General features: G+C 71.0%; 23 protein-coding genes and 1 pseudogene. 16 read left to right on the forward strand and 8 right to left on the reverse strand.

Annotated features, from left to right (window positions below; translation table 11 throughout):
- Positions 1-269 precede the first annotated feature (269 nt).
- Together JUB13_RS32330 and JUB13_RS30300 are read right to left on the reverse strand one after the other, a co-directional pair.
- Positions 270-398 (reverse strand): annotated as a pseudogene (locus tag JUB13_RS32330) (septum site-determining protein MinC); the annotation flags it as partial.
- Positions 399-668: 270 nt separating this feature from the next.
- Positions 669-935 carry an SHOCT domain-containing protein gene (locus tag JUB13_RS30300; protein WP_207485994.1) on the reverse strand — a complete coding sequence of 89 codons (267 nt, stop codon included), beginning with the start codon at positions 933-935 and terminating at the stop codon, positions 669-671.
- A gap of 265 nt (positions 936-1,200) precedes the next feature.
- On the opposite strand from JUB13_RS30300, the gene JUB13_RS30305 reads away from it, so the two are divergent.
- Positions 1,201-1,941 (forward strand): PhoH family protein, encoded by a 741-nt coding sequence (locus tag JUB13_RS30305; RefSeq protein WP_207485995.1) that lies wholly within the window; start codon positions 1,201-1,203, stop codon positions 1,939-1,941.
- Positions 1,942-1,996: 55 nt separating this feature from the next.
- Here JUB13_RS30305 and nhaA read toward each other — a convergent pair whose 3' ends face one another.
- A complete protein-coding gene (nhaA, locus tag JUB13_RS30310) occupies positions 1,997-3,226 on the reverse strand; it encodes a Na+/H+ antiporter NhaA (RefSeq protein WP_207485996.1) in 1,230 nt (409 codons plus the stop codon).
- A gap of 156 nt (positions 3,227-3,382) precedes the next feature.
- On the opposite strand from nhaA, the gene JUB13_RS30315 reads away from it, so the two are divergent.
- Positions 3,383-3,922, forward strand: coding sequence for a PRC-barrel domain-containing protein (locus JUB13_RS30315; protein ID WP_207485997.1), 540 nt, complete (start codon positions 3,383-3,385; stop codon positions 3,920-3,922).
- Between the two features lie 51 nt (positions 3,923-3,973).
- On the opposite strand, the gene JUB13_RS30320 is transcribed toward JUB13_RS30315, so the two are convergent.
- A complete protein-coding gene (locus JUB13_RS30320; RefSeq protein ID WP_207485998.1) occupies positions 3,974-5,125 on the reverse strand; it encodes a c-type cytochrome in 1,152 nt (383 codons plus the stop codon).
- A gap of 251 nt (positions 5,126-5,376) precedes the next feature.
- On the opposite strand from JUB13_RS30320, the gene JUB13_RS30325 reads away from it, so the two are divergent.
- The 4 genes from JUB13_RS30325 to JUB13_RS30340 all read left to right on the forward strand — a co-directional run bounded on the left by JUB13_RS30325 (position 5,377) and on the right by JUB13_RS30340 (position 10,697).
- Entirely contained in the window at positions 5,377-6,360 is a 984-nt protein-coding gene (locus tag JUB13_RS30325; RefSeq protein ID WP_207485999.1) for a cytochrome c oxidase subunit II, read from the forward strand.
- Positions 6,357-8,888, forward strand: coding sequence for a cytochrome c oxidase subunit I (gene ctaD, locus JUB13_RS30330; RefSeq protein ID WP_207486000.1), 2,532 nt, complete (start codon positions 6,357-6,359; stop codon positions 8,886-8,888). Before JUB13_RS30325 ends, ctaD begins: the two co-directional genes overlap by 4 nt.
- A gap of 6 nt (positions 8,889-8,894) precedes the next feature.
- Positions 8,895-9,281, forward strand: a complete 387-nt coding sequence (locus JUB13_RS30335) for a hypothetical protein (RefSeq protein ID WP_207486001.1) — start codon at positions 8,895-8,897, stop codon at positions 9,279-9,281.
- 72 nt (positions 9,282-9,353) lie between these two features.
- On the forward strand, positions 9,354-10,697 hold the full coding sequence (locus JUB13_RS30340) for a PQQ-dependent sugar dehydrogenase (RefSeq protein ID WP_207486002.1): 1,344 nt from the start codon (positions 9,354-9,356) through the stop codon (positions 10,695-10,697).
- Between the two features lie 113 nt (positions 10,698-10,810).
- On the opposite strand, the gene JUB13_RS30345 is transcribed toward JUB13_RS30340, so the two are convergent.
- Complete coding sequence (locus JUB13_RS30345) at positions 10,811-12,661, reverse strand: ABC transporter ATP-binding protein (protein ID WP_207486003.1); 1,851 nt, start codon at positions 12,659-12,661, stop codon at positions 10,811-10,813.
- 363 nt (positions 12,662-13,024) lie between these two features.
- Between JUB13_RS30345 and JUB13_RS30350 the strand changes: the two genes are divergently transcribed.
- Positions 13,025-13,369, forward strand: a complete 345-nt coding sequence (locus JUB13_RS30350; RefSeq protein WP_207486004.1) for a response regulator — start codon at positions 13,025-13,027, stop codon at positions 13,367-13,369.
- A 56-nt stretch (positions 13,370-13,425) separates the two neighbouring features.
- Here the strand turns inward: JUB13_RS30350 and JUB13_RS30355 are convergent, their stop codons facing one another.
- Both JUB13_RS30355 and JUB13_RS30360 read right to left on the reverse strand, forming a co-directional pair.
- Positions 13,426-14,349, reverse strand: a complete 924-nt coding sequence (locus JUB13_RS30355; RefSeq protein ID WP_207486005.1) for an NADP-dependent oxidoreductase — start codon at positions 14,347-14,349, stop codon at positions 13,426-13,428.
- Positions 14,346-14,825, reverse strand: coding sequence for an ester cyclase (locus JUB13_RS30360; RefSeq protein ID WP_207486006.1), 480 nt, complete (start codon positions 14,823-14,825; stop codon positions 14,346-14,348). Before JUB13_RS30360 ends, JUB13_RS30355 begins: the two co-directional genes overlap by 4 nt.
- 125 nt (positions 14,826-14,950) lie before the next feature.
- On the opposite strand from JUB13_RS30360, the gene JUB13_RS30365 reads away from it, so the two are divergent.
- Positions 14,951-15,865: a LysR family transcriptional regulator gene (locus JUB13_RS30365; RefSeq protein ID WP_207486007.1), complete on the forward strand. Its 915-nt coding sequence runs from the start codon at positions 14,951-14,953 to the stop codon at positions 15,863-15,865.
- Between the two features lie 25 nt (positions 15,866-15,890).
- On the opposite strand, the gene JUB13_RS30370 is transcribed toward JUB13_RS30365, so the two are convergent.
- A complete protein-coding gene (locus JUB13_RS30370; protein WP_207486008.1) occupies positions 15,891-16,832 on the reverse strand; it encodes an L-lactate dehydrogenase in 942 nt (313 codons plus the stop codon).
- A 149-nt stretch (positions 16,833-16,981) separates the two neighbouring features.
- On the opposite strand from JUB13_RS30370, the gene JUB13_RS30375 reads away from it, so the two are divergent.
- From JUB13_RS30375 to JUB13_RS30410, 8 genes are all read left to right on the forward strand, one after another.
- Positions 16,982-17,566, forward strand: coding sequence for an SCO family protein (locus JUB13_RS30375; RefSeq protein WP_236025344.1), 585 nt, complete (start codon positions 16,982-16,984; stop codon positions 17,564-17,566).
- A 245-nt stretch (positions 17,567-17,811) separates the two neighbouring features.
- Positions 17,812-18,159, forward strand: coding sequence for an AtpZ/AtpI family protein (locus tag JUB13_RS30380; RefSeq protein ID WP_207486010.1), 348 nt, complete (start codon positions 17,812-17,814; stop codon positions 18,157-18,159).
- A gap of 41 nt (positions 18,160-18,200) precedes the next feature.
- Positions 18,201-18,944 (forward strand): F0F1 ATP synthase subunit A, encoded by a 744-nt coding sequence (locus JUB13_RS30385; protein WP_207486011.1) that lies wholly within the window; start codon positions 18,201-18,203, stop codon positions 18,942-18,944.
- A gap of 56 nt (positions 18,945-19,000) precedes the next feature.
- A complete protein-coding gene (locus JUB13_RS30390; RefSeq protein WP_207486012.1) occupies positions 19,001-19,225 on the forward strand; it encodes an ATP synthase subunit C family protein in 225 nt (74 codons plus the stop codon).
- Positions 19,226-19,331: 106 nt separating this feature from the next.
- Positions 19,332-19,955: a F0F1 ATP synthase subunit B family protein gene (locus JUB13_RS30395; RefSeq protein ID WP_207486013.1), complete on the forward strand. Its 624-nt coding sequence runs from the start codon at positions 19,332-19,334 to the stop codon at positions 19,953-19,955.
- Positions 19,955-20,437, forward strand: a complete 483-nt coding sequence (locus JUB13_RS30400) for a F0F1 ATP synthase subunit B family protein (protein WP_207486014.1) — start codon at positions 19,955-19,957, stop codon at positions 20,435-20,437. The genes JUB13_RS30395 and JUB13_RS30400 overlap by 1 nt, the downstream gene beginning before the upstream one ends.
- Before the next feature lie 529 nt (positions 20,438-20,966).
- Positions 20,967-22,115: an NAD(P)/FAD-dependent oxidoreductase gene (locus JUB13_RS30405; protein ID WP_211115686.1), complete on the forward strand. Its 1,149-nt coding sequence runs from the start codon at positions 20,967-20,969 to the stop codon at positions 22,113-22,115.
- A 128-nt stretch (positions 22,116-22,243) separates the two neighbouring features.
- Complete coding sequence (locus tag JUB13_RS30410) at positions 22,244-23,149, forward strand: transglycosylase SLT domain-containing protein (protein WP_207486015.1); 906 nt, start codon at positions 22,244-22,246, stop codon at positions 23,147-23,149.
- Positions 23,150-23,419 lie beyond the last annotated feature (270 nt).

Below are 23,419 nucleotides of genomic sequence, written 5' to 3' on the forward strand. Positions count from 1 at the left end.
GCGGCCGCGGCGGCCGCCGTCTTGGGCGGCATGGGATCGGTGGGCGCACGGCCGGGCGCCAAGCCGAATCGCCCGCCCTCGACCGGCTGGCGCGGCGCCACCGGCGCCTCGGCTTCGACGCGGCCCGGGCGCCCCGCAGGGATCGTGGGCAGCCCGGCCTCGTCCAGGGCCAGGCGCTGCATCTCCGGCGTGCCGCCCTGGACGGCGACCGGCAGCAGCCCGTGCGAGCGTAGGGTGACCACGAAATCCAGCAGATCCAGGGCGGCCGGGTCGGCGATCTCGTCGAGATCCAGCACGACCGGGGCGTTCCGGAAGAAGTTCGGCGCCTGCCGGATCTTGTTCACGAGCTGGGGAAAGAAGCTGGGGTCGCCTGGCGCCGTTGCCTTCAGCACCATCATGGTGAAGCTGCCGCCCCGGAGCTGGAACGGAGCCTCGTGCTCGCTGACCTGACTGGCGTTCCTCACGACCCTCTTCCCGTGGCTGCGGCCGCGGCCCGGCCTGCCTTGGCCGGGCGGCTCAATACCGTCGGCAGACCCGCTTGTCCAGCACGCGCAGGGACGACGCACCTGGACGGCGCGCTCGTACGGTCAGCGATGATGAGGAGCGGAAACCCTACCAAACACTAGGAATGGTATCGCCCTGCCCGCTGATTCGCAAAGATTTTGATGTTACCCCTGCTCTTTGCGCCCCAAAAGGTCACGGCGCCGCGTCGCATATTCCGCTTCCCCGATCAGCCCGCGCCGATGCATCGCGTCCAGCGCCTGGATCGAGCGGCGCAGGTCGTCCGCGGCATCGCTCCCGCTCTCGGCGTCGGCAGCCGCGCCCGCGGCGCCGGGGGATGCGGCGGGGGTGCCGGCCGGACCGCCCGCGGGCTTCGGCTTCGTGCTGCGGCCGGGTTTCGCCGCCCCCCAGACGGGGATGAACTTTGGCGCCATGGAACCTCCATATTTTGTGTGAATCTTTCGTGAGACCCCAAAATCTCCTGTAACCAAAAGAGGCCTTCGCCTATTGTACCAGAAGCGAGACGCCCTCGGAGGGAACGACGCCCGTGCCAGGAAGGACACTGTCCGATCCGACGCCGCCACCCGGCAGCCCAGGCAGCCGACCTTGCTCCTCCGCCGCGTTTTCGCATCGCACCTCCCGGTCACGGCCGGGGGGTTTTTTTGTGCCTGCTTTCGTCCCACGGTTGAGGAGAGCGATATGGCCAAGCGCCAGTCCAGAGCGATGCCAGTGACCAGCGGCGACTCCAAGGTGACCAGCCTCTTCTTCGAGCCCGCCGGCAACGGCTGGGATCCGGTCGAGGATCGGCGGGACCAGAGCTACGTGCGCACGGTCAAGCCCATGAGCGCCAACCAGAAGGACCTGATGGAGGCGATCGACGGGCACAACCTGGTGGTGGCGCTGGGGCCGGCGGGCACGGGCAAGACCTATCTGGCGATCAGCAAGGCGGTGGAGGCTCTCGAGGCGGGACGGGTGGACCGCATCGTGCTGTCGCGGCCCGCCATCGAGGCCGGCGAGAGCCTGGGCTTCCTGCCGGGCGACATGCACGAGAAGATGGCGCCCTACCTGCGCCCGCTCTACGACGCGCTGTCCGACCGCCTGGGCGGCAAGCGGCTGCGCTCGCTGCTCGCCGACGGCACCATCGAGATCGCGCCCGTCGCGTTCATGCGCGGGCGCACGCTGAACAATGCCTTCGTGGTGATCGACGAGGCGCAGAACTGCACCTATCCGCAGATCAAGATGCTCCTGACGCGGCTGGGCTGGCACAGCACCATGGTGCTGACCGGCGATCCCGACCAGAGCGATCTGCTCGACGGGCTTTCCGGCCTGTCCGACATCGCCCGGCGCCTCGACACACTTCCCAACGTCTCGGTCGTCCGCCTGACCGAGCAGGACATCGTGCGCCATCCGCTGGTGGCCGAGATGCTGACGGTGCTGTAGGTCCGAAGGCCCGCCCCCGCTCCCGCGGCGGGCGGGCCCCTTCCTCCGGCCCCCGTCAATGCCGGGCGGCGGCCTCGGCCGGCGGGCGGCTGGGTGTCGGCACCCGCTCCCGCGGGGCGACCCGCAGCAGGGCCCAGCCGGCGAGCCCCGAGAGCAGCGAGCCGCCGAAGACGCCGAGCTTGACCGCATCCACCAGCTCCGGCCGGCCCGGGAAGGCCAGGGCGCCGATGAACAGGCTCATGGTGAACCCGATCCCGCACAGCAGCGCGACGCCGTAGACCTGGATCATGGTCGCGCCGGCGGGCACGTCCGCATAGCCCAGACGGACCGTCGCCCAGACGGCGCCGAAGACGCCGATCTGCTTGCCCAGGAACAGGCCGAGTGCGATGCCCAGCGGCACCGGGCTCGCCAGCATGGCGGGCTCGATCCCTGAAAGGGAGACGCCCGCATTGGCGAAGCCGAAGACCGGGATGACCAGGAAGGCGACCCAGCCGGCAAGCCCGTGCTCCAGCCGGTGCAGCGGGGAATGCGCGTCGTCCGGACGTCCGGGCGCCGGCCTGATCGGGATGGTCAGGGCCAGGGCCACGCCGGCCAGCGTCGCGTGGACGCCCGACTGCAGGACCAGCGCCCACAGCGCCGCCCCCAGGGCGATATACGGCCACAGGCTCTGCACCCGGAACCGGTTCAGCGCCATGAGCAGCGCGAGCACCAGCGCCGCGCCGCCCAGCGCGGCCAGCGACAGGTCGGCGGTATAGAACAGTGCGATGATCACCACCGCGCCGAGATCGTCCAAAATCGCGAGCGCCGTCAGGAACACCTTGAGCGTGACGGGGACGCGCGGCCCCAGCAGCGACAGCACGCCCAGGGCGAAGGCGATGTCCGTTGCGGCAGGGATCGCCCAGCCCGCCAGGGTCTCCGGTGTGTCCAGGTTAAGGCCGACATAGATCAGCGCCGGCACCAACATGCCGCCGGCCGCGGCGATGCCGGGCAGGATCCGGCGCGGCCAGGTCGCGAGTTGGCCGTCCAGCAGCTCGCGCTTGATCTCCAGCCCGACCAGCAGGAAGAACACTGCCATCAGGCCGTCATTGATCCAGTGCGCGACGCTCATCCCCAGCACATAGGCGTGCAGCGTGTCGAAATAGACGCCCGCCAGCGGCGAGTTCGCCACCACCAGCGCCAGGGCGGCGGCGGCCATCAGGACGAGGCCGCCAGATGCCTCGCTGTCCATCAATCGGCGGATCACGGAAAGCGGGCGGCGCAGGCGCGGTGTGCTGTGGGATGCCATCCCGTCTCCTTCGGAAGCGCGGCCGGTATCGGACGACGCGCGAGGCAAGGAATTAGTCCCAGCCGATCTGCCCGGAGCCTTTTTCCGGGCGAGCGGCGCGATCAAGGTGCGGGGCCGCTGTTCTCGGGGGCCGACCATCCCATCGGAGACGGACCGATGCGCAGACGCCTGCTCCTCCCACTCTCGTTCGTTGCGCTCTCGGCCTCGATGCTCATGGGGCCGCCGGTCTCCGGCTGGGTGCCCGGCCCGGGCGGCGCGATGGCTCAGCCATCCGCCATTGCTCCGGTCGAAGCAGGGCCCGGCACGACAACAGGTCCGGACGAGGAGCGTGCCGCGGAGGCGCTCGAGGATGGATCGGCCATGGATGGCTCGGCGCTGGCCAGCGCCGAGGCGCTGATCGGCAAGCGGGTGCTCGGCGCCGACGGAGCGGAGATCGGCGAGGTCACCGACGTGATCCTCACCGCCGCCGGCGAGCCCGAGCAGATCGTCCTGACCAGCGGCGGATTTCTCGGTCTGGGGGCCAAGCAGGTCGCCCTCGCCTTCGACGAGATCCTGGTCCAGGACGACGGCACGCTGAGCGTCGAGACCATCACGCTGGACGAGATCGAGGCGATGCCGGAATTCGAGTGGGACGACAGCATCACCTCGCTCGGCCGCGGCGGCTCGCCGCCCGACACGGCCGTCCCCGCCCGGTAATCACCCGCGGCGCAAGCCTCGGCCGGGCGGCCGGGGCTCTGCCGGGGCGGGTCATTCGCGGCCGCCGGGTGCCTCGTGGCCGGTTTCCTGGCCATCGGCGCGAAGGTCCTCCCCGGGCGGCAGCGACGCGTAGTAGGCCGCGACGGCCTGGACCTGCGGCTCGGTGATGCCGCGCACGGCCGCCGCCATGATCCCCGAGAGCGCCGTGTCGCCGCGCTTGCCCTGCTGCCACAGGCGGAGCTGATCCGCGATGTAGCGCGCATGCTGGCCCGCAAGCCGTGGAAACCGCGGATCCGTCGGATGCCCGGGCCCGTGGCAGCTCGCGCAGGGGGCGACGCCGGCGCGCAGATCGCCGGCCAGGGCCAGCGCGCGGCCGCGCTCGACGAGCCCGGCATCGACGGCGCCGCGTGGCGGGGCGGACGGGCTCGGCTGGCGCGCGTAATACTCCGCGAGAACGCGCCGGTCCTCCGCGCTCAGCACGGCGGCAACGGCCTTCATGATGCCGCTCGGCCGGGCGCCGCTGGCATAGGCGTCGAGCGCCCCCTGCAGATAGGCGGCGTTCTGGCCCGCGAGCCGGGGGAAGGCTCCGGTCCCGCGGCCCAGCCCGTCGTAGCCGTGACACCGCGCGCAGCCCTGCAGCGCCGCGCCGGCGGGACCGGCGAGATCGTCGATCGGCGATTGCCTGTCGGGGGGAACGTCCTCGCCGAAGGCGAGCCGCCGGTATTCCTCCGGCTTCATGCCGTCCAGGCGCACCAGGAAGGCAGCGAGAGCCCACGGCTCGTCGTCGCGCTGCGGCGCCGGCCAGGCGGGCATGCCCGCGTATTTCACGCCATGGCGCGTGATCCAGTAGAGCTCCTCCGGCTTCCAGGCCGCGACCTCGTCCGGGAGATAGGGCGGTGCCGGCAGCATGTAGGCCGCGATCGGCCCCTGCGGCGCTCCCGGGGCGCCGTGGCAAGGCGCGCAGCCGCCCTCGTAGTGACCGGCTCCGCGCTGGATCAGGGCGATGTCGTCGAGATCCGGCGCGCCGAGGCCCATCGCATGGGTCTCGATGGAGTTGCGCATGCCGAACTCCAGGAACCAGCGGGTCACCGCCCAGTGCCCGGCGCTGGCGCCGATGTCGTAGAGGCCGGACCACGCGAACAGGAAGGCGCCGGCCGCCTGGCAGGCGAGAACCGCGGCGATCGTCCTGAAGACACCGGCCATGGCGCGCTCCGTGGCGGGCGGCGCCCCGTCGGCACCCCACTCGAAGGGCAAACGGTCCCGGCGGCCGCATGTTGCGCGGATTTCGCTCGAAGACATTGAACCCGCGTCGCCTGTCGCGAGTTGAAGGGATGGCGGCGCCCGCCGGCATCGCCCGCCGCCGCGGAGCGGAAAGGGCGTGGGGCGAGCACGGAGGGCGACGTGGAGCCTGATGCATGACCCGGCGGTCGCGCCGGACCGGTCCGGTAGGTCCGATGGCGTTGCGCGCCGGCGTTCTCGCCGCCGCTCTCGCCTCCCTGGCGGCCTGCGGGGGCCCGCAATCCGCGCTGACGCCCGGCGGCCGCAGCGCCGCGGAGATCCACGACCTTTCGATGATCCTCTTCGTCGGCGGCACCGTGACCTTCGCCGCGGTGATGGCGCTTGCGCTCTACGCCGTGCTGGCTGCGCCCGGACGCTTTCCCGGGGCGCGGGGCTGGGTCCTCGGCGGCGGCATCGCCTTTCCGGTGATCGCGCTGACCGCGCTTCAGGTCTACGAATTCGGCATCGCGCGGCGCCTTGCCGCGATTGGCGGCCCCGACGCACTGCGCATCGAGGTCACCGCCCATATGTGGTGGTGGGACGTGCGCTATCCCGGCGCGGGGGCGCCCGGGACGGGCGGCCTGCGCACGGCCAACGAGATCGTGATCCCCGCGGGCCGTCCCGTCGAGCTCGTGGTCTCGGCGGCCGACGTGATCCACAGCATCTGGATCCCCAGCCTCGCGGGAAAGATCGACATGATCCCCGGGCATGTGAACCGCCTGGGCATCCTGGCCGAGAGGCCCGGCGTCTATCGCGGCCAGTGCGCGGAGTATTGCGGTGCGCAGCACGCCCTGATGGCCTTCGATGTGGTGGTGGAGCCGCCCGACCGGTTCGAGGCGTGGCTTGCGGCACGGAACCGCCACCTGCCCGAGCCCGCCGACCCGCGTCTCGCGGCCGGACGGGACGCCTTCCTGCGGCTGGGCTGCGGTGCCTGCCATAGGGTCTACGGCGTCGCCTCGGGGATGCTCGGGCCCGACCTGACCCATATGGGCGCCCGGGGCACCATCGGCGCCGGGGCGCTCGCCAACGGCCCCGAGGCATTGGCCGGCTGGATCGCCGACGCCCAGCACGCCAAGCCGGGAAATGCCATGCCGTCCTACGGACCGGTTGGGGCCGAGGCCCTGGACGCGATCTCGGCCTGGCTGTGGAGCCTGAAATGACGCGGCCCCAACCCGGTAGCCCGCTGCCGAGCCCGTTGCCGCGCCCCGCGGAGGAGCTGGAGACGCTCCGCCGCGTCTGGCGGCCGCCGGGCGGGCTCGCCATCGTCACGGCAGTGAACAACAACATCATCGGCCTCTTCTATATCGGCACGGCGCTGCTGTTCTTCGTGATGGCGGGGCTGCTGGCGCTGGCCATGCGCGCCCAGCTCGCCGTGCCCGGGAACGACCTGCTGGATCACGGCACCTACAACCAGTTCTTCACCGTGCACGGCACCGGAATGATGTTCCTGTTCGCCGTGCCCATGGTCGAGGCGATCGGCGTCTTCCTGCTTCCGGCCATGCTGGCAGCCCGCGACCTGCCCTTCCCGCGGCTGTCGGCCTTCGCCTTCTGGGCCTATTTCTTCGGCGGCATCGCCTTCTTCTGCTCGCTCCTGTTCGATGCGGCGCCGGACGGCGGGTGGTTCATGTACCCGCCGCTCACGGGCGCCCGGTTCTCGCCGGGCATCAACGCGGACTTCTGGCTGCTCGGCATCGGCTTCATCGAGATCTCGGCCATCGCCGGGGCCATCGAGATCGTGGTGGGCATCCTGCGCACCCGGCCGCCGGGCATGTCGCTGGACAAGCTGCCGGTCTACGGCTGGGCCATGCTGGTGATGGCCGGCATGATCATCTTCGCCTTTCCCGCGGTGATCGTCGCCACGCTGCTGCTGGAGGTCGAGCGGGTCTTCGCCTGGCCGTTCTTCCAGGCCGAGCTCGGCGGCGACCCGCTGCTGTGGCAGCACCTGTTCTGGTTCTTCGGCCATCCCGAGGTCTACATCATCTTCCTGCCCGCGGCCGGGCTGGTGTCCATGATGGTCCCCACGATCGCCCAGCATCCGCTGATCGGGCACCGGCTGATCGTGCTGGCGCTGGTCGGCACCGGCTTCTTCAGCTTCGGGCTTTGGGTGCATCACATGTTCGCGACCGGCATCCCGTCGCTGTCGCTGAGCTTCTTCTCGGCCGCCAGCATGGCCGTGGCCGTCCCCGCGGGCATCCAGGTCTTCTCCTGGATCGCGACGCTGGGGCGCGGCCGGGTCCGGATGTCGGTGCCGGCGCTGTTCGTCCTGGGCTTCCTGTTCATCTTCGTGCTGGGCGGGCTCACAGGCGTGATGGTGGCCGCCGTGCCCTTCGACTGGCAGGCCCACGACAGCTACTTCGTGGTCGCGCACCTGCACTACGTGCTGATCGGCGGCATGGTCTTCCCCATGTTCGCCGCGATCTACTACTGGTGGCCGATGGTGAACGGGCGGCTGCTTTCGAAGCGGCTCGGCACCGCGGCCTTCTGGCTGATGTTCGGCGGCTTCAATCTCGCCTTCTTCCCCATGCATCTGACGGGTCTGCGCGGCATGCCGCGGCGCGTCTACACCTACCCGCCCGATCTCGGCTGGGACTGGCTGAACCTGGCCTCGACCGTCGGGGCCTTCGTCTTCGCGGCGGGGGTTCTGGCCGTGCTGGCCGACATCGCGCGCAGCGTTCTCGGACACGGCGAGCGGGCCTCGCCGAACCCGTGGCGGGCCGGCACGCTGGAATGGCTTCCCAACGAGTACTTCGCGACCCGCAGCATCCCTCGGGTCTCGAGCCTCTATCCCCTGTGGGACGCCCCCGACCTGCCGCGGCAGGTCGAGGCGGGCGGCCATTTCCTGCCGGGCGCCCCCACCCGGCGACGCGAGACGATCGTGACCAGCCCCGTCGAGGCCCGTCCCCAGTACCTGATGCCCATGCCTGGTCCCCATTGGGGGCCTTTCCTCGCAGGGCTCTTCACCGCGGCCCATTTCCTGATGCTGACGGTCCAGCTCTATACCCTCTCCATCGTGCCCGGCGTCCTCGCGATCGCCATGGTGTTCTGGTGGCTCTGGGAACTCGACAAGGGCGAGGACTTCCCGCCCCAGGACATCGGCGGCGGGATCCGGGTGCCGGTCTACGTCCAGGGACCGAGGAGCCATTCCTGGTGGGCAATGGCCGTGCTGCTCCTCGTGGACGGCACGGCCTTCGCCTGCCTTCTATTCACCTACCTGTTCCTGTGGACGGTCAGTCCCGACGTCTGGCCGGCCGGCCCCGCGGCCCTTCCCGCGATCTGGCGGCTCGCGGCCGGTCTCGCCCTGTGGGCGGCGGCGGCCGGCGCCATGGCCTGGGCCAGCCGCGCGCTCGCGCAGGACCGGCACTGGCGCATGCGGCTCGGCATGCTGCTCGGGCTCGTGCTGGCGGGGGCGGCCATGGCGACGGACGTGACGGCGCAGGTCTCCACCGGCCTGCGCGGCAGCGACAGCGCCTACGGCGCGACCGTGTCCATGCTGCTGGCCTACCAGAGCTTCCACCTGGCCGTAACGGTCCTGATGGCCGGCTACACCCTGGCCCGGTCGGCTGCGGGGCGGCTGGCCGCGCGCCGGCGAGTGACCTTCGACAACACCATGCTGTTCTGGCAGTACACATGCGCCCAGGGGACCGCCATGCTCCTGGTCCTGCACCTGTTCCCGCGCCTGACCGGGTGAGGCGCCATGACCGAGCGCAGCTTCGTGCCCTTCCTTCTCGAGATGCTCGCGCCCTTCCTGGTGTGGGGCGCGCATTTCGGCGCCGTCTACGGCATCAATGGGATCGCCTGCGCCCGCGGGCTGGACGCGGGCGCCTCGGGACCCGTCGGGATCGCGCCCGCGTCCCTGGCGATTCTCGGCGTCTCGGCGGCGGCGCTCGTGGCCGTCGGCTGGCTTCTGGTCAGGGCCCTGCGGCGCGCCCAGGCAGGACGGCAGCACCGCGCCGAAGGCGGCTCCCCGGGCCGGGACGCCGTCGACTTCGCGCGGTGGTTCGCCGCCGCGGGCGCCGGCGCGGCGCTGATTGCGGTCCTGTGGGTCACGCTTCCGGTCCTGCAGGTGCCGGCCTGCGCCTGAGTGGTAAGCCGGAGGAACGTCCCCTTCCGCACCCTGTTGCATCTGGGAGCCGAGACTGCAGGACACCGGCGCATGCGCAGGCTTCGCCCTACATCCCTGGCCTGCCTCGCAGCGGCGGCGTTCGGGCTCGCCGCCTGCGGCGAGAACGCGTCGCTCGCCGTCGCCGAAGGCATGGGCCCCGACCCCAAGCTTCCGCCTCCCCGGTCCGGGCTGATCCCGACCGTGAAGGTCGCCCCGGCGAAGGGCTGGACCGAGGGGACCAAGCCGCACGCGGCACGCGGCCTGACGGTCGCGGCCTTTGCAGACGGCCTCGACCATCCCCGCTGGCTCCACGTCCTGCCCAATGGCGACGTCCTGGTCGCGGAAAGCAATGCCCCGCCCAGGCCCGACGATGGCCAGGGCATCCGAGGCTGGGCCATGAGGATGCTGATGAGCCGGGCCGGCGCGGGCGTGCCCAGCGCCAACCGCATCACGCTGCTGCGCGACGCTGATGGCGACGGTGTCGCCGAGACCCGCTCCGCCTTCCTCGAGGGGCTGAACTCCCCCATCGGCATGGCCCTGGTGGGCGGGGACCTGTACGTCGCCAACACCGACGCGGTGGTCCGCTTCCCCTACCGCAGGGGAGAGACGCGCATCACGGCGCCGGGAACCAAGGTGACGGACCTGCCGGGCGGACCGATCAACCGCCACTGGACGAAGTCCCTGATCGCCAGCCCGGACGGCAGCCGGCTCTATGTCGGGGTCGGCTCCAACAGCAATGTCGGCGAACGCGGCATGGAAGCCGAGGAGGGGCGCGCCGCGATCTGGGAGATCGACCCGCGGAGCGGAGATCACCGCATCTTTGCCTCCGGCCTGCGCAACCCCGTCGGCATGGCATGGGAGCCCCGGACGGGCGCCCTGTGGGTCGCCGTGAACGAGCGCGACGAGATCGGCAGCGACCTCGTGCCGGACTACATGACCGCGGTCAGGGAGGGCGGCTTCTATGGCTGGCCCTACAGCTACTACGGCCAGCACCTGGACGAGCGGGTGAAGCCGCAGCGTCCGGACCTCGTCGCCAGGGCGATCAAGCCCGACTACGCGCTGGGTCCCCACACCGCCTCGCTTGGCCTGACCATCGTCCAGGCGCCCGGCCTGGCCCCGGGCTTCGAGGAGGGCGCGTTCGTCGGCCAGCACGGCTCCTGGAACCGCGACCCGCCCAGCGGATACGAGGTGATCTTCGTTCCCTTCTCGGACGGGCGTCCGTCGGGGCCGGCCGTGGAGGTCCTGACGGACTTCCTGGACGGCGGCGAGGCCCGCGGCCGCCCCGTCGGCGTGACCATGGACGACCGAGGCGGCCTGCTGGTCGCCGACGACGTCGGAAACACCGTCTGGCGCGTCACCGGCGAGCCGCCGGCGACGGCCGCGGTCGGCCAGTAGGCCGGCAGGCGCGGCGGTGGCCCGCGCCTGCCGGCGCCCATGCCTCCCGCGCCTGCCGGCGCCCATGCCTCCCGCGCCTGCCGGCGCCCATGCCTCCCGCGCCTGCCGGCGGCCTAGGCCCCGCCGGCGCGCGCGGCCCTGCCGGGTTCCTGCTGGTCCTCGCGCCGCAGGCCGTTCGAGAGCTCCAGCGCCTGCTGCTCGAAGAGCCGGCGATAGATCCCGCCGTCCAGCCGGATCAGCGCATCATGCCGGCCCTGCTCCACGATCCGTCCGCGGTCGAAGACCAGCAGCCGGTCCAGCGCCCGCACGGTCGAGAGCCGGTGCGCGATCACGATCGTCGTGCGCCCGACCATCAGCCGCTCCATGGCCTGCTGCACGAGCAGCTCGGATTCGGAATCGAGGCTCGACGTCGCCTCGTCCAGCACCAGGATCGGGGCGTCGGCCAGGAAGGCCCGCGCGATCGCGACGCGCTGGCGCTCGCCACCCGAAAGCTTGACCCCGCGCTCGCCGACCAGCGTCTCGTATCCGTCCGGCAGCCGCGGGATGAAGTCGTGCGCCCCGGCAAGGCGCGCGGCCTGCTCGAGCTCCCTGCGCGAGGCGCCCGGACGCCCGTAGGCGATGTTCTCGGCCAGCGAACGGTGGAACAGGACGGGTTCCTGCTGGACGATCGCGATGCGCGCGCGCAGGGACGCCTGGGTCACCCGCGAGATGTCCTGCCCGTCGATCAGGATCCGCCCGCCGGTCGTGTCGTGCAGCCGCTGGATCAGCTTCACGAAGGTCGTCTTGCCGGACCCCGACCGCCCCACCAGGCCCACCTTCTCTCCGGCCGCGATGGTGACCGACAAATTCTCGTAGAGCGGCGTCGCGTGCCCACGGTAGTGGAAGGTCACGTCCTGGAACTCGACGCGCCCGTGCTCGATACGGATCGGCCGGGCCCCCGGGGCGTCCTCGATCCCGAGTGGTTGCCCGTACAGCGCCACCAGCTCCTCCATGTCGTTGACCGAGCGCTGGAGGTTCCGGATGTGCATGCCGACCTCGCGCAGGTATCCCTGCAGCACGAAGAAGGTCGTGAGCACGAAGGCGATGTCGCCGGCGGTGGCGAGCCCCTGGCTCCACAGCGCCAGCGCCGTGCCGAGAATGCCGCCGCGCAGCAGCACCAGGATGGCCGCCTGGGCCGTGCCGTTGTTGGTGCCGCGAATCCAGGCGCGCGCCGTGCGGCGGCTCCATGCCTCGACGACCCGCGCCAGCCGGCGGTCCTCGCGCTCCTCGGCGCCGAAGCCCTTCACCACGGCATTGCAGCTCACGGCATCGGCCAGCGCCCCACCCATGCGGGTGTCCCAAGCATTGGCGGCCCGCGCCGCCGGGGCGACGTAGCCCAGCGATAGCGCGACCGTGGCGGCGACGTAGACGACCGACCCGAGGGCGACGATCGCGCCCATCACCGGCCACTGCCAACCCAGCAGCACCGTCGAGCCCACCAGCATCACGGTCGAAGGCAGCAGCGCCAGCAGGATCGTGTCGTTCAGCAGGTCGAGCGCCCACATGCCGCGGGTCACCTTGCGCACGGTGGACCCAGCGAAGCTGTTGGCGTGCCATTCCGACGAGAAGCGCTGCACCCGGTGGAACGTGCCCCGGACGATGTCCGACATCATCCGCAGCGTCAGCGCGGTGATCCCGAGATAGGCCAGGTGCCGCATCGCCATGGCCGCGACGCCGAGCCCCAGCAGCGCCAGGAACGCGCCCACCGCGGCATCCCAGGGCTCGGCCGCCGAGGGCGCGCCGGACGCCACCGCGTCGACCAGCCGGCCGGCATAGAGCGGTGTCAGGACGTCGGCGAGCGTGGTCAGCAGCATGGCGGCGCCGACGCCGAGCATGCGCCAGGGCTGCCTGCGCCAGTGCCCGGCGGCGAAGGCGAAGACGGTGCGGAACGCGCCCGCCCGGCGGTCGAGACGGAGTGACGTCATATTGTTCCCGGGCGCGAGAACCGCGCCTGGTCCCGAAATCAGGTGACGGACGGCCCTCGGACGGAATGTCCTGGGCCAGCGACGATCAAGAAGCGAAGGGGATTTGGCGGCGAAAGCCCGGACCCGTCCGGATCGGGGCTGCGGCGTGCTCTAGGAGCGGCCGGATCGCCCAGGGACGACCATGCGTGATTTCATGCGGTCCTCCCTGATCTGCGTTGCGAGGGGATCTTTATAGGGCAAAGCGGCCCGCCGGCCAAGGGGGGATCCGACGCCGCGGCGGTCCGCGGAACTTCCCTGCAAAACCGCTGGTCATTCCGCGCCCGATGTCCATAGTGCATCCCAGGTGGAATTGGATGGCGAAGCATGCGCTTCCTGGTGCTGGAGAATGACGAGGACCAGGCCGAGCTGCTGTGCCAGCTTCTTCGGGACCTCGACCACGGCGTCTGCGGGATCGCGCGCTCGGCCCGGCAGGCCAGGACCCTGATCGCGCTCTCCAGGCCGAAGGCCCTTCTGGTCGACGTGGCGATGAGCGGCGCCATCGCGGTCGCGCGGGAAAGCTATCAGCGGGACGGGATCCGCTCCCTGTTCGTCGGCGGGATCGAGGACGAGGTGCTGATCCGCGGGCTGCAGCCGATCCAGCCCTACGGCTTCATCGCAAGGCCGATGCCGGTGCCGGATCCGCCGGCCTCGACCGGAGAGGCGGACTAAGGTCGAAGGGACCCAGAGCAGCGCCGGCAGCCCCGGGGCTGCCAGCACTGCCGGGCTCAAGCGACGGATACGATGATCTTGCCCCTCGCCCGGCCGGATTCCTGGTGCCGGAGCCCCGCATTCGCCTCCTGAAGCGTCATCTTGCGATCCACCAGGACCTTCAGGTCGCCTCTGTCGATCGCCTGCACGACCTGCTGCAGGCGGGGACCGTCGGATCGGTGGAAGACGAAGGCCGCCTTGACCTTGTGCGCCCTGGCGAGCGCCTCGTCGGGGGGCATGGTGGTCGCGACGAGAATGCCGCCGGAACGCAGCACACCGAACGAGAGCTGCTGCGTCTCGCCGCCAGCCGTGTCGAGCACGACATCCGTATCGGACACCCGCTCGGCAAAGCGCTCCGAGCGGTAGTCGATTACCCGGTCCGCGCCGAGGCGGCGGGCGATCTCGATCCCCTCGCCCGAGGCGGTTGCGATCACGCGTGCCCCGGCGGCGCGGGCGAACTGGATGGCGAAGCTGCCGACGCCGCCGGCACCGGCATGCACCAGGACAGTCTGGCCGCGCCGGAGCCGCGCGATCTCGAACAGCGCCTGCCAGGCGGTCCCGGCCGCGGTCGGGATCCCCGCCGCCTCGTCGAGCGGCATGGCGCTGGGAACGGCGGCCAGATCGGCGGCGGGCACGGCCACGAACTCGGCCAGGGCACCGCCGCGGGTGGGGTCCAGGCGCGCGACGACGGGATCGCCCCTGCGCCAGCGGGATCCAAGCGGTCCCGGATGCTCGACGGTGCCGGCCAGGTCGGTTCCCATGGTGTAGGGGAAGCCCAGGGGGAAGAACTCCCGCATGGCGCCCCGGAGCAGCTTCACGTCGAGGGGGTTCAGGCTGGCCGCCCTGACGCGGACGAGGACCTCGTCCGCACCGGTCTCGGGCACCGGCACCTCCTCGAACGCCGGCGCCGCGTCGTAGCCGTGGATGCGCAGGGTCCTCATCGGGCGGCCTCCCCGTCGTAGCCCGCGGGGCGGACGGGCCAGGCTCCGACCTGGGACAGCCATCCGAACCAGTCCTCGAGGTGCCAGGTGCGCGTCACCTTGCCCTCGGCGATGTGGTGGAACTCGTGGATCGGTATCCGGAAGGCGCGGCCGGTCGGCGCGATGCCGAACCACTGGCCGGTATGACGGCCGGTGATCACGGCCCGCACCGCCGCGCGGCCCGAAGCGCCGATGATCTCGTGCACGGTGATCCTCAGGTCCTGGAACGCGCCCGCGAACTCCCGGATCAGCGGCTTCATGCCGTCGCGGCCGGGCTGCTGGTGCGGGGCCAGCGGAATGTCTTGCCAGTCGGCCGCGACGGCCTCGTCGAGAAGATCGGGATCGTTCTCGCTGAAGGCGCGATAGAGCGTCTCGACCGCACGGCGCTCCTCCGGCGAAACGCCGTGGACCTGCAGCTCCTGATCGTTGCTGTCCATCCTGTCCTCCTTCATGGCGCCCTCGACGGCATCAGCATCAGCGCCGCGGTGGCTCCCGGGACCAGATCTAGGCCGCCCCCGCACATCATTGAAATTGATATGCAGTATGCGCCATCATCCATTTCATGGATCTTCATGGCATAGACCTGAACCTGCTCGTCGCCTTCGATGCGCTGATGGCCGAGAGGAGCGTCACCCGGGCCGGGACGCGGATCGGCCGCACCCAGCCCGCCATGAGCGCGGCGCTGGCGCGGCTGCGGAGCCTTCTGAAGGACGAGCTGTTCATCCGCGGACCCGATGGCCTGCAGCCCACCCCGCGCGCGCTCGACTTGGCCGAGCCGCTCGGGCACGCGCTCGCGCAGATCCAGCGGACCCTTGAGTTCACGCAGGCTTTCGATCCATCGACATCGGCCGCGACCTTTTCGCTGGGCCTCTCGGACCACCCGACCTTCGTGCTGCTGCCGCGCCTGCTCGAGGCGCTGCGGGTCCAAGCACCCGGCGTCACCCTTCGCGTGCGCAACTTCTCGGCACGCGACGATGCGATCACGTTGCTGGATTCAGGCGCGGTCGATCTGACCGTCGGGGTTCCCCCGAGCCCGGCGGGGCGGATCCTGAGCCGGCCGCTCTTCGAGGAACGCTTCGTCTGCATCCTGCGCAGGGACCATCCGGCTGCGCAGGCGCCGCTGGACCTCGATGCGTTCCTTGCGCTGCCCCACCTGCTGGTCTCGCCCGAGAACGACAGGTTCGGACGGGTCGACGCCGCCCTTGCCAGGCTGGGGCTGAAACGGCGCCTGGCGCTGACGCTTCCTCACATGTACGCGGCGCCCTTGCTGATCGCCCGCTCGGACATGATAGCCACCCTGCTGGAAGGCGTGATCCCGGCATCCGGGCAAGCCGACGGGCTGCGTGTCCTGCCGCCGCCGGTCGCGCTGGAGCCCGTGCCGTTCGTCCTGTCCTGGCACCGCCGCAACGACGCCCACCCCGCGCAACGCTGGTTCAGGAACTGCATCGCCTCGCTGCCGGCCGCGCCGGCAGCCTGACGAACGGGGTCGTCGCGACGGGGCGTCAGACCTTCAGCTTGTCCGCGGCTTCCTTCAGGATCTCGGCGCTGCGCCGGAGCGCCGCGCGCTCGGCGGGATCGAGATGGGGCACGACGGTGCCCATGATGCCGCGGGCGCCGAGAATCCGCGGCAGCGACAGGGCGACCTCGGGGATGCCCTCGGCCTCCGCGGTGAGGATCGAGCAGGTCACGACGGCGCGCTCGTCATGGGCGATCGCCTGGGCGAGCCGCGCGAGGCCGCCGCCGATCCCATACCAAGTCGCGCCCTTTCCCCTGATGATCCGGGCGGCCGCCCCTCGCACCGCGGCGTCGACCTCGTCGCGCAGCGCCTGATCCACCGGCCGTCCGACGGCACGGCCGAACTCGGCGATGGGCAGGCCGCCGGCGGTGGCGCCGCTCCAGTGCATGACCTCGCTGTCGCCGTGCTCGCCCAGCACATTGGCGTGGACCGAGCCCGGCGCGACGCCGAATCGGGCGGCCAGCAGCCCGCGGAACCGCGCGGTGTCGAGCACCGTGCCCGAGCCGATCACCCGCTCCGGCGGGACGCCGCGCCCGGCCGCGACGCGGGCGGTGACCTGCGTCATCACGTCCACCGGGTTCGATGCGACCAGCAGGACAGCCTCGGGCGCTGCCTCCAGGACCCGCGGGACCAGGTCCTGGAACACCGCGGCATTGCGCTCCAGCAGCGCCAGGCGCGTCTCTCCGGGCTTCTGGTTGGCGCCGGCCGCCAGCACGACGACGCCGGCGCCCGCGAGATCCCCGAACCCTCCGGCCGAGACGCGAACTGGATGCGCGAAGGGAGTCGCATGCAGGATGTCCTGCGCCTGGGCATCGGCCAGGCCCTCGTCGCGGTCCACCAGCACGATCTCGCTGCCGACCCCGCGCAGCACCATGGCGTAGGCGGCGGCGCTGCCGACATGGCCCGTGCCGACGATGCCGATCTTCATAGGAACCTCTCCTGCGGCGGGTGTAGGGTGCGCCCGCGCCGGCGGCGGCCAGGGCGTCGTCCGGGCGCCGCGGCGGCCGCGGCGCCCCATATTAAGGGCAGAACCTTCTCGGGGGATCCATATCCATGTGGAGGACACGGCTGCTACGCATGGCCGTTGCGGGCGCGGCGGCGCTCGCCGTGGCGGCGCTCGTCGTCTGGTGGCAGGTCGGCCATCTCGCCGGGCCCGCGACACCGGGCACGATGGCCGGCGCAGCGAGGGTCGGCGGCGCGTTCAACCTGACCGACCAGGCCGGCCGGACGGTCACCGACCAGACCTACCGTGGCCGGCTGATGCTGGTCTATTTCGGCTTCACCTTCTGCCCGGACGTGTGCCCGACCGACCTGCAGGTGATGGCGCAGGCGCTCGACCTGCTGGGCCCGTCCTCCGCCGAGGTGCAGCCGCTCTTCGTGACGGTGGACCCCGAGCGCGACACGCCCGGGCGCATGGCCGAGTACGTGGGGCTGTTCGACGAGCGCATCGGCGGGCTGACCGGCACCCCCGAGCAGATCGCAGAGATCGCCAAGGGCTACAAGGTCTACTACAGGAAGGCCAAGGGCTCGGACCCCGAGAGCTACACCATGGACCACTCGGCCTTCATCTACCTGATGGGGCGCGACGGCGCGTTCCTGGAGGTCTTCCCCCATGGAACCACCCCCGAGCGGCTTGCGGAAGCCGTCCGCAAGCACCTCTGAGCGCCGCCCCGGCAGGCCTGCAACCGTGGCGGTGTACGGGGCCGCGTTGTCCTCTCGCGCGCGGCGCTGGCGCCTGCGGCCCGAGAGGCGCCGAGCGCCTGCCCGTCCATCGCCGAAACCCGCGGAAATCCTGGGGTTCCGTGGCGTCCACACGGCGGGATTGCGACTTGACAGGGTCCGGACCGGACCGTATGGTGCCGCCGCTTTCGGGCGGCTGGGGGCCGACCGAGCGGTGGAGTGCGGCCATGAGCGATGATCGCCCCCCGTCTCTGGACGACCTTGACGCCCGATTGCGGAAGGCGCGTGAGCGCAGTGCCCCGCCCGTCGAGGCACAGGCGCGTGACGGAGTGCCGCACTCGGCCTTCGGCATCGCCTTCCGGATCGGGATCGAACTGGTCGCTGCCCTGGTTGTGGGTCTTGCGATCGGGCTCCTTTTCGATCGGTGGCTGGAAACCGGTCCCTGGGGTCTGTTGGCAGGTCTGCTGCTGGGCTTCGGGGCGGGGATCATGAATGTGTACCGGGCCGTGAACGGCCTTGGCATGGCGGTGGGCTACCGCCGCGAGCCGGGGCAAGGGAACGGACCGGAGGCATAACGAGAAGCTGGCGCAGAACCCAAGCCCGGAGAGACCATCCCGTGGATCCGCTTCACCAGTTCCAGATCCGGCCAATCGTTCCGATCCGCATCGGCGGCCTGGATCTCTCCTTCACGAACTCGGCGCTGTTCATGGTGGTGGCGGTGCTGCTGGTGACGGCGCTGCTGGTCTACGGCATGCGCGGGCGGGCGCTGGTCCCAGGCCGCCTCCAGTCCGCAGCCGAGCTCTTCTACGAATTCATCGCGAACATGGTGCGCGAGAACGCCGGTCCCGACGCCCGGCGCTACTTCCCCTTCGTGTTCTCGCTGTTCATGTTCATCCTGGTCGGAAACATGCTGGGCATGATCCCCGGCGCCTTCACCTTCACGAGCCACATCATCGTCACCTTCGCGCTGGCGCTGACGGTGTTCGCCTTCGTGACCCTGCTGGGCCTGGTGAAGCACGGGCTGCATTTCTTCAGCCTGTTCATGCCGAGCGGCGCGCCCCTGGTGCTCGCGCCGCTGCTGATCCCGATCGAGATCATCTCCTACCTGTCCCGCCCGGTCAGCCTGTCCGTCCGACTTTTCGCGAACATGCTGGCGGGCCACACGATGCTGAAGGTCTTCGCCAGCTTCACCGCCCTGCTGGGCGGCGCGCTGGGGGCCTCCGGCTTCGCGATCGGGATCCTGCCGCTTCTGGTCAATATCGGCCTGATCGGCTTCGAGATCCTGGTGGCGTTCCTGCAGGCCTACGTCTTCACCCTGCTGACCTGCCTCTACATCCGCGACGCGCTCGAACTGCACTGAGCGCCGTCCGGCCCCGCCAACCCACCCTCAGCTTTTCTCAGGAGAGGTATTCTACCATGGAAGCAGAAGCCGCTAAGTACATCGGAGCCGGCCTCGCGGTCTTCGCGCTGTTCGGTGTCGGCCTGGGCATCGGCAACATCTTCTCGACGCTGATCGCCTCGGTCGCCCGCAACCCCGCCGCGCGCGCCCAGGTCTTCCCGATCGGCATTCTCGGCTTCGCGCTGACGGAAGCCGTTGCGCTCTTCGCGCTCGTCATCGCGTTCCTGATCCTCTTCACCTGAGCCGGACCCCGTCCGGCTCCTGCACGGGTGGCGCACGTCCCGGCGGCCGGGCTCCTTCGCGAGTCCGGCTGCCGGTGGGCGCGCCCTCAGCCTCAGGGGACCCCGAATGCCCACACCGCAGCCCCGCTTCCGGGCGGGCAGGCTGACCGGGCTGGCGGCCGCGGCCGGAACGGCGCTGACCCTCTGGGCCGGCGCCGCCCTCGCGGCGGACCCGGTCGAAGGCGAACACGCCGGCGGCCTGCCGCAGCTCGACCCGTCGACCTTTCCGCCCCAGCTCGTCTGGCTGGCGATCAGTTTCGCGGCGCTCTACCTCCTGATGTCGAAGGTGGCCCTGCCGAAGGTCGGCGAGATCGTCGAGCAGCGCCAGGACCGCATCACCTCGGATCTCGAGAAGGCGCAGTCCATGCGCGACGAGGCCGGGTCGGTCATCTCTTCCTATGAAAAGGCGATCGCCGACGCGCGTGCGCAGGCCCAGGCCGCCATGGCCAAGGCCAGCACCGAGATCAGCCAGAGCCAGTCGGCCCGCCAGTCCGCCTTCGCGGCCGATGCCGCGGTGAAGGCCAAGGCCGCCGAGGAGCGGATCGCCGCCGCCCGCGACCAGGCCGTCACGAACGTGCGCTCGGTTGCGGTGGAGGTCGTCCAGGCGGCCGCCGAGCGGGTCGCCGGCGTGCGCGTCGACGCCTCCGAGGCGGATGCCGCGGTCGGCGCCAGCATGGTCGGGAGGGCCTGATGTTCTTCGTACCCGAGTTCTGGGTCGCCGTCGCCTTCGTCGTCTTCGTGGTCCTCGTCTTCCGCAAGGCCAAGACCATCATCCTGAGCACGCTGGATGAGCGTGCCGAGAAGATCCGCCGCGAGCTCGAGGAGGCCCAGCGCCTGCGCGAGGAGGCCCAGGCCCTGCTGGCGCAGTCCCAGCGCAAGCAGCGCGAGGCCCTGAAGGAGGCCGAGGACATCGTCGCCCACGCCCGGGACGAGGCCGAGCGGCTGCGCCGCACGGCCGAGACCGAGATGGAGGAGCACATCCGGCGCCGCGAGGCCCAGGCGGTCGACAAGATCGCCCAGGCCGAGGCGAGCGCGCTGCAGCAGGTCCGCGACATGACCGTCGACATCGCGATCGACGCCACCCGCCGGATCCTGACGGAGCGGATGGACGAGCGCCAATCGTCCGCCCTGGTCGAAGAGTCGATCCGCGAGCTGCCCAAGAATCTGCACTGACCGTTCGCGGTCGGGACGGTTTGCGAAAGGGACGCTTCGGCGTCCCTTTTTCTTTTCCGGCCCCGAGCCGCGCCCTCCCGGCGGGCGCCCGACTTCCGGAGGCCGGCGCCACCAGCACGACCGGAAAATACCGGGAAAATCGTGGTATCCCGGGAACCAGCCGGCCGCCGCGGCCGTTCCTCGCGCAGGTAATCGTGCCAAGGATCCCGTCGCCCGATCGCTAGAGTTCTGGGATCCACGAGTAACCGGCTCGGTCCGGCGCCGCCGGGTCCTTTCGTTGGTCAAGGCGCCGGGGCTGGGAAGTCCGCTTCCCACCCCCCCCAGTATCCCTAGCCTCTCGATGTTAGCCTCGTACTGACGCGGCGCTCCCTTCCCGGGGGCGCCGCTTTTTCTTCGTGGCTGCGGCCCCGACCGCAGGGTTGAAAACAGGATCGTCGGGCCTCGGCCGCCGGGGTTACCCGGCTGAGCCCTGGAAGCCCTTTCGGGCCGGTGGCATGGTGCGGGCGCCCTTCTCTTTGCGGGATCCGGAATGACCGCTTCTACCAGCGTGGACCATGTGGATTGCATCGTCGTCGGCGCCGGCGTCGTGGGGCTCGCGGTGGCGCGCACCCTGGCCCGAGCCGGCATCGAGGTCGTCGTGCTCGAAGCCGCCGACTGCATCGGCAGCGGCACCAGCTCTCGCAACAGCGAGGTCATCCACGCGGGCATCTACTATCCCACGGGAAGCCTGAAGGCGCGGCTCTGCGTGCGCGGCCGCGACATGCTCTACGAGTACTGCCGCACGCGGGGCGTCGCGCACCGCGCCTGCGGCAAGGTCATCGTCGCCGTGGACGAGGAGCAGCGCGGAAAGCTCGAGGCGCTGCATCGCAAGGCCGTCGACAACGACGTGGATTGCCTGATCCCGCTCGACGCGGCCGGCCTGCGGGCCCGCGAGCCGGAGGTGGTGGGGGTGGCCGCGCTGTGGTCGCCGATCACCGGGATCGTCGATACCCATGGGCTGATGCTGGCCTATCAGGGGGAGGCCGAGGACCACGGCGCGATGATCGCCTTCGAGAGTCCCATCGCGGCGGGCACCGTCCGCCCCGACGGGATCGAGATCATGACCGGCGGGCGCGAGCCCATGCGCCTGCGCTGCCGCATGCTGGTGAACGCGGCCGGCCTGCAGGCCCAGGAGGTCGCGTCGCGGATCGAGGGCGTGCCGGCGCACAGCGTTCCGCCGCGCTATCTCGCGAAGGGCAACTACTTCACCCTGGCGCGCCGCTCGCCCTTCTCGAGCCTGGTCTATCCGATCCCCGAGCCCGGCGGCCTGGGCGTCCATGCGACGCTGGACCTCGCGGGGCAGTGCCGCTTCGGGCCCGACGTCCAGTGGATCGACGAGATCGACTATACCGTCGACCCGGCGCGCGGAGACCGGTTCTACGCCGCGATCCGCCGCTACTGGCCGGCCCTCCCCGACGGGGCGCTGCAGCCTGGCTACGCCGGGATCCGTCCGAAGCTGGTGCCGCAGGGCACGGCGGATTCCGATTTCGTGATCCAGGGCCCGGCGGTGCACGGGATCCCGGGCCTCGTGAATCTCTACGGGATCGAATCGCCCGGCATCACGGCTTCGCTCGCCATCGCCGAGCAGGTTAGCGCGGAATTGCTGGAACGGCAGCCGGCCGCGGTCGCAGCGCGGTGAGAAGGCTGGCTGTTGGCGTGACGGCACCGGCCGCAGGGCCGGACCGACAGGACGCGACCCGCGGGGACGCGGGAACTGCAACGGCCGGTGTAACGGCCGGCGGGGGTTGGAAAAGGGAGGTGCGGGGCATGCGCATCGGCGCAGCGCTGGCGGCGGTGCTGTTCCTGGGATGGACAGGCACCGCGGCGGCAACGGTGGAGGACGCCCAGGCGCGGGCGGTCAAGGCGCTGGAGCAGCTCGCGAAGAACGGCAGCCCGCGGGCGGCCTACGAGCTGGGGCGACGCTATGAGACCGGCGTCGGCGTGGCGGCAGACCTCGCGAAGGCCTTCGATCTCTACTGCGAGGCGGCCGAGTCCGGGTATGCCCAGGGAGCCTACGGCGTCGCCCGTCTCTATCTCTCGGGCCAGGGGATCGGCGCGAACAAGCGGGCGGCCGCCGCCTGGGCCGCGAAGGCCGCCGCGCTGGGCCACCCCTATGCCCGCGAGCTGCTGGCGGACATGCCGCAGGTCAAGAGCATTGGCGATCCCGGCTGCAAGCGCCTTCCGACCTATGCCGGAGCGCCGCTCGTCGTGGCGCCGCCGCGCGAGATCGCCGCGATGGTCCGCAAGATGGCGCCCGAGTATGGGCTCGACGCCGAGCTGGTCCTGGCCGTGATCCAGGCTGAAAGCGGCTTCCGGACCGACGCCGTGTCGCCGCGCAACGCCCATGGGCTGATGCAGCTGATCCCCGACACGGCCGAGCGGTTCGGCGTGCGCAACCTGCACGATGCGCGGGACAACATCCGCGGCGGCATGCGCTACCTGCGCTGGCTTCTCTCCTACTTCGAGGGGGAGGTGGCACTGGCCCTGGCAGCCTACAATGCCGGCGAGGGGGCCGTGCTCCGTTATGGCGGCATCCCACCCTTCCGCGAGACCCAGGATTACGTGGCGCGCATCCTGTCGATCTATCCGAAGCAGCGGCACCCCTACGACCGGACCGCGGCGCCGAAGGCGCAAAGGGCTGCCCAGCCGGCGGCGCTGGCCGCCACGGACTGACCGCGCCCCGCCGCCCCCTGCCCCGCTGCGCCTCCCCGCTGCCGCCTGGCCCCCTCCCCTGCCCGGCTCGCAGATCGATGAATGATTCCTGCGAATCGGGGCTGGACAGGGCGACCGGCGATCCCATATAAGCGCTCCCCCGGGCGCATGGTCGGCGGCGCCACGGGAAGCGGGTCCGAAGACGGACCCAGTGGTTCTTTGGATGCCGATCACCCAGATAGAGATCAGGACGGTCCTGGTGGGCAATCCCGCCAGGAGGTGATGCCGCTC

The organism is Arenibaculum pallidiluteum, assembly GCF_017355985.1.
Taxonomy (GTDB): domain Bacteria; phylum Pseudomonadota; class Alphaproteobacteria; order Azospirillales; family Azospirillaceae; genus Arenibaculum; species Arenibaculum pallidiluteum.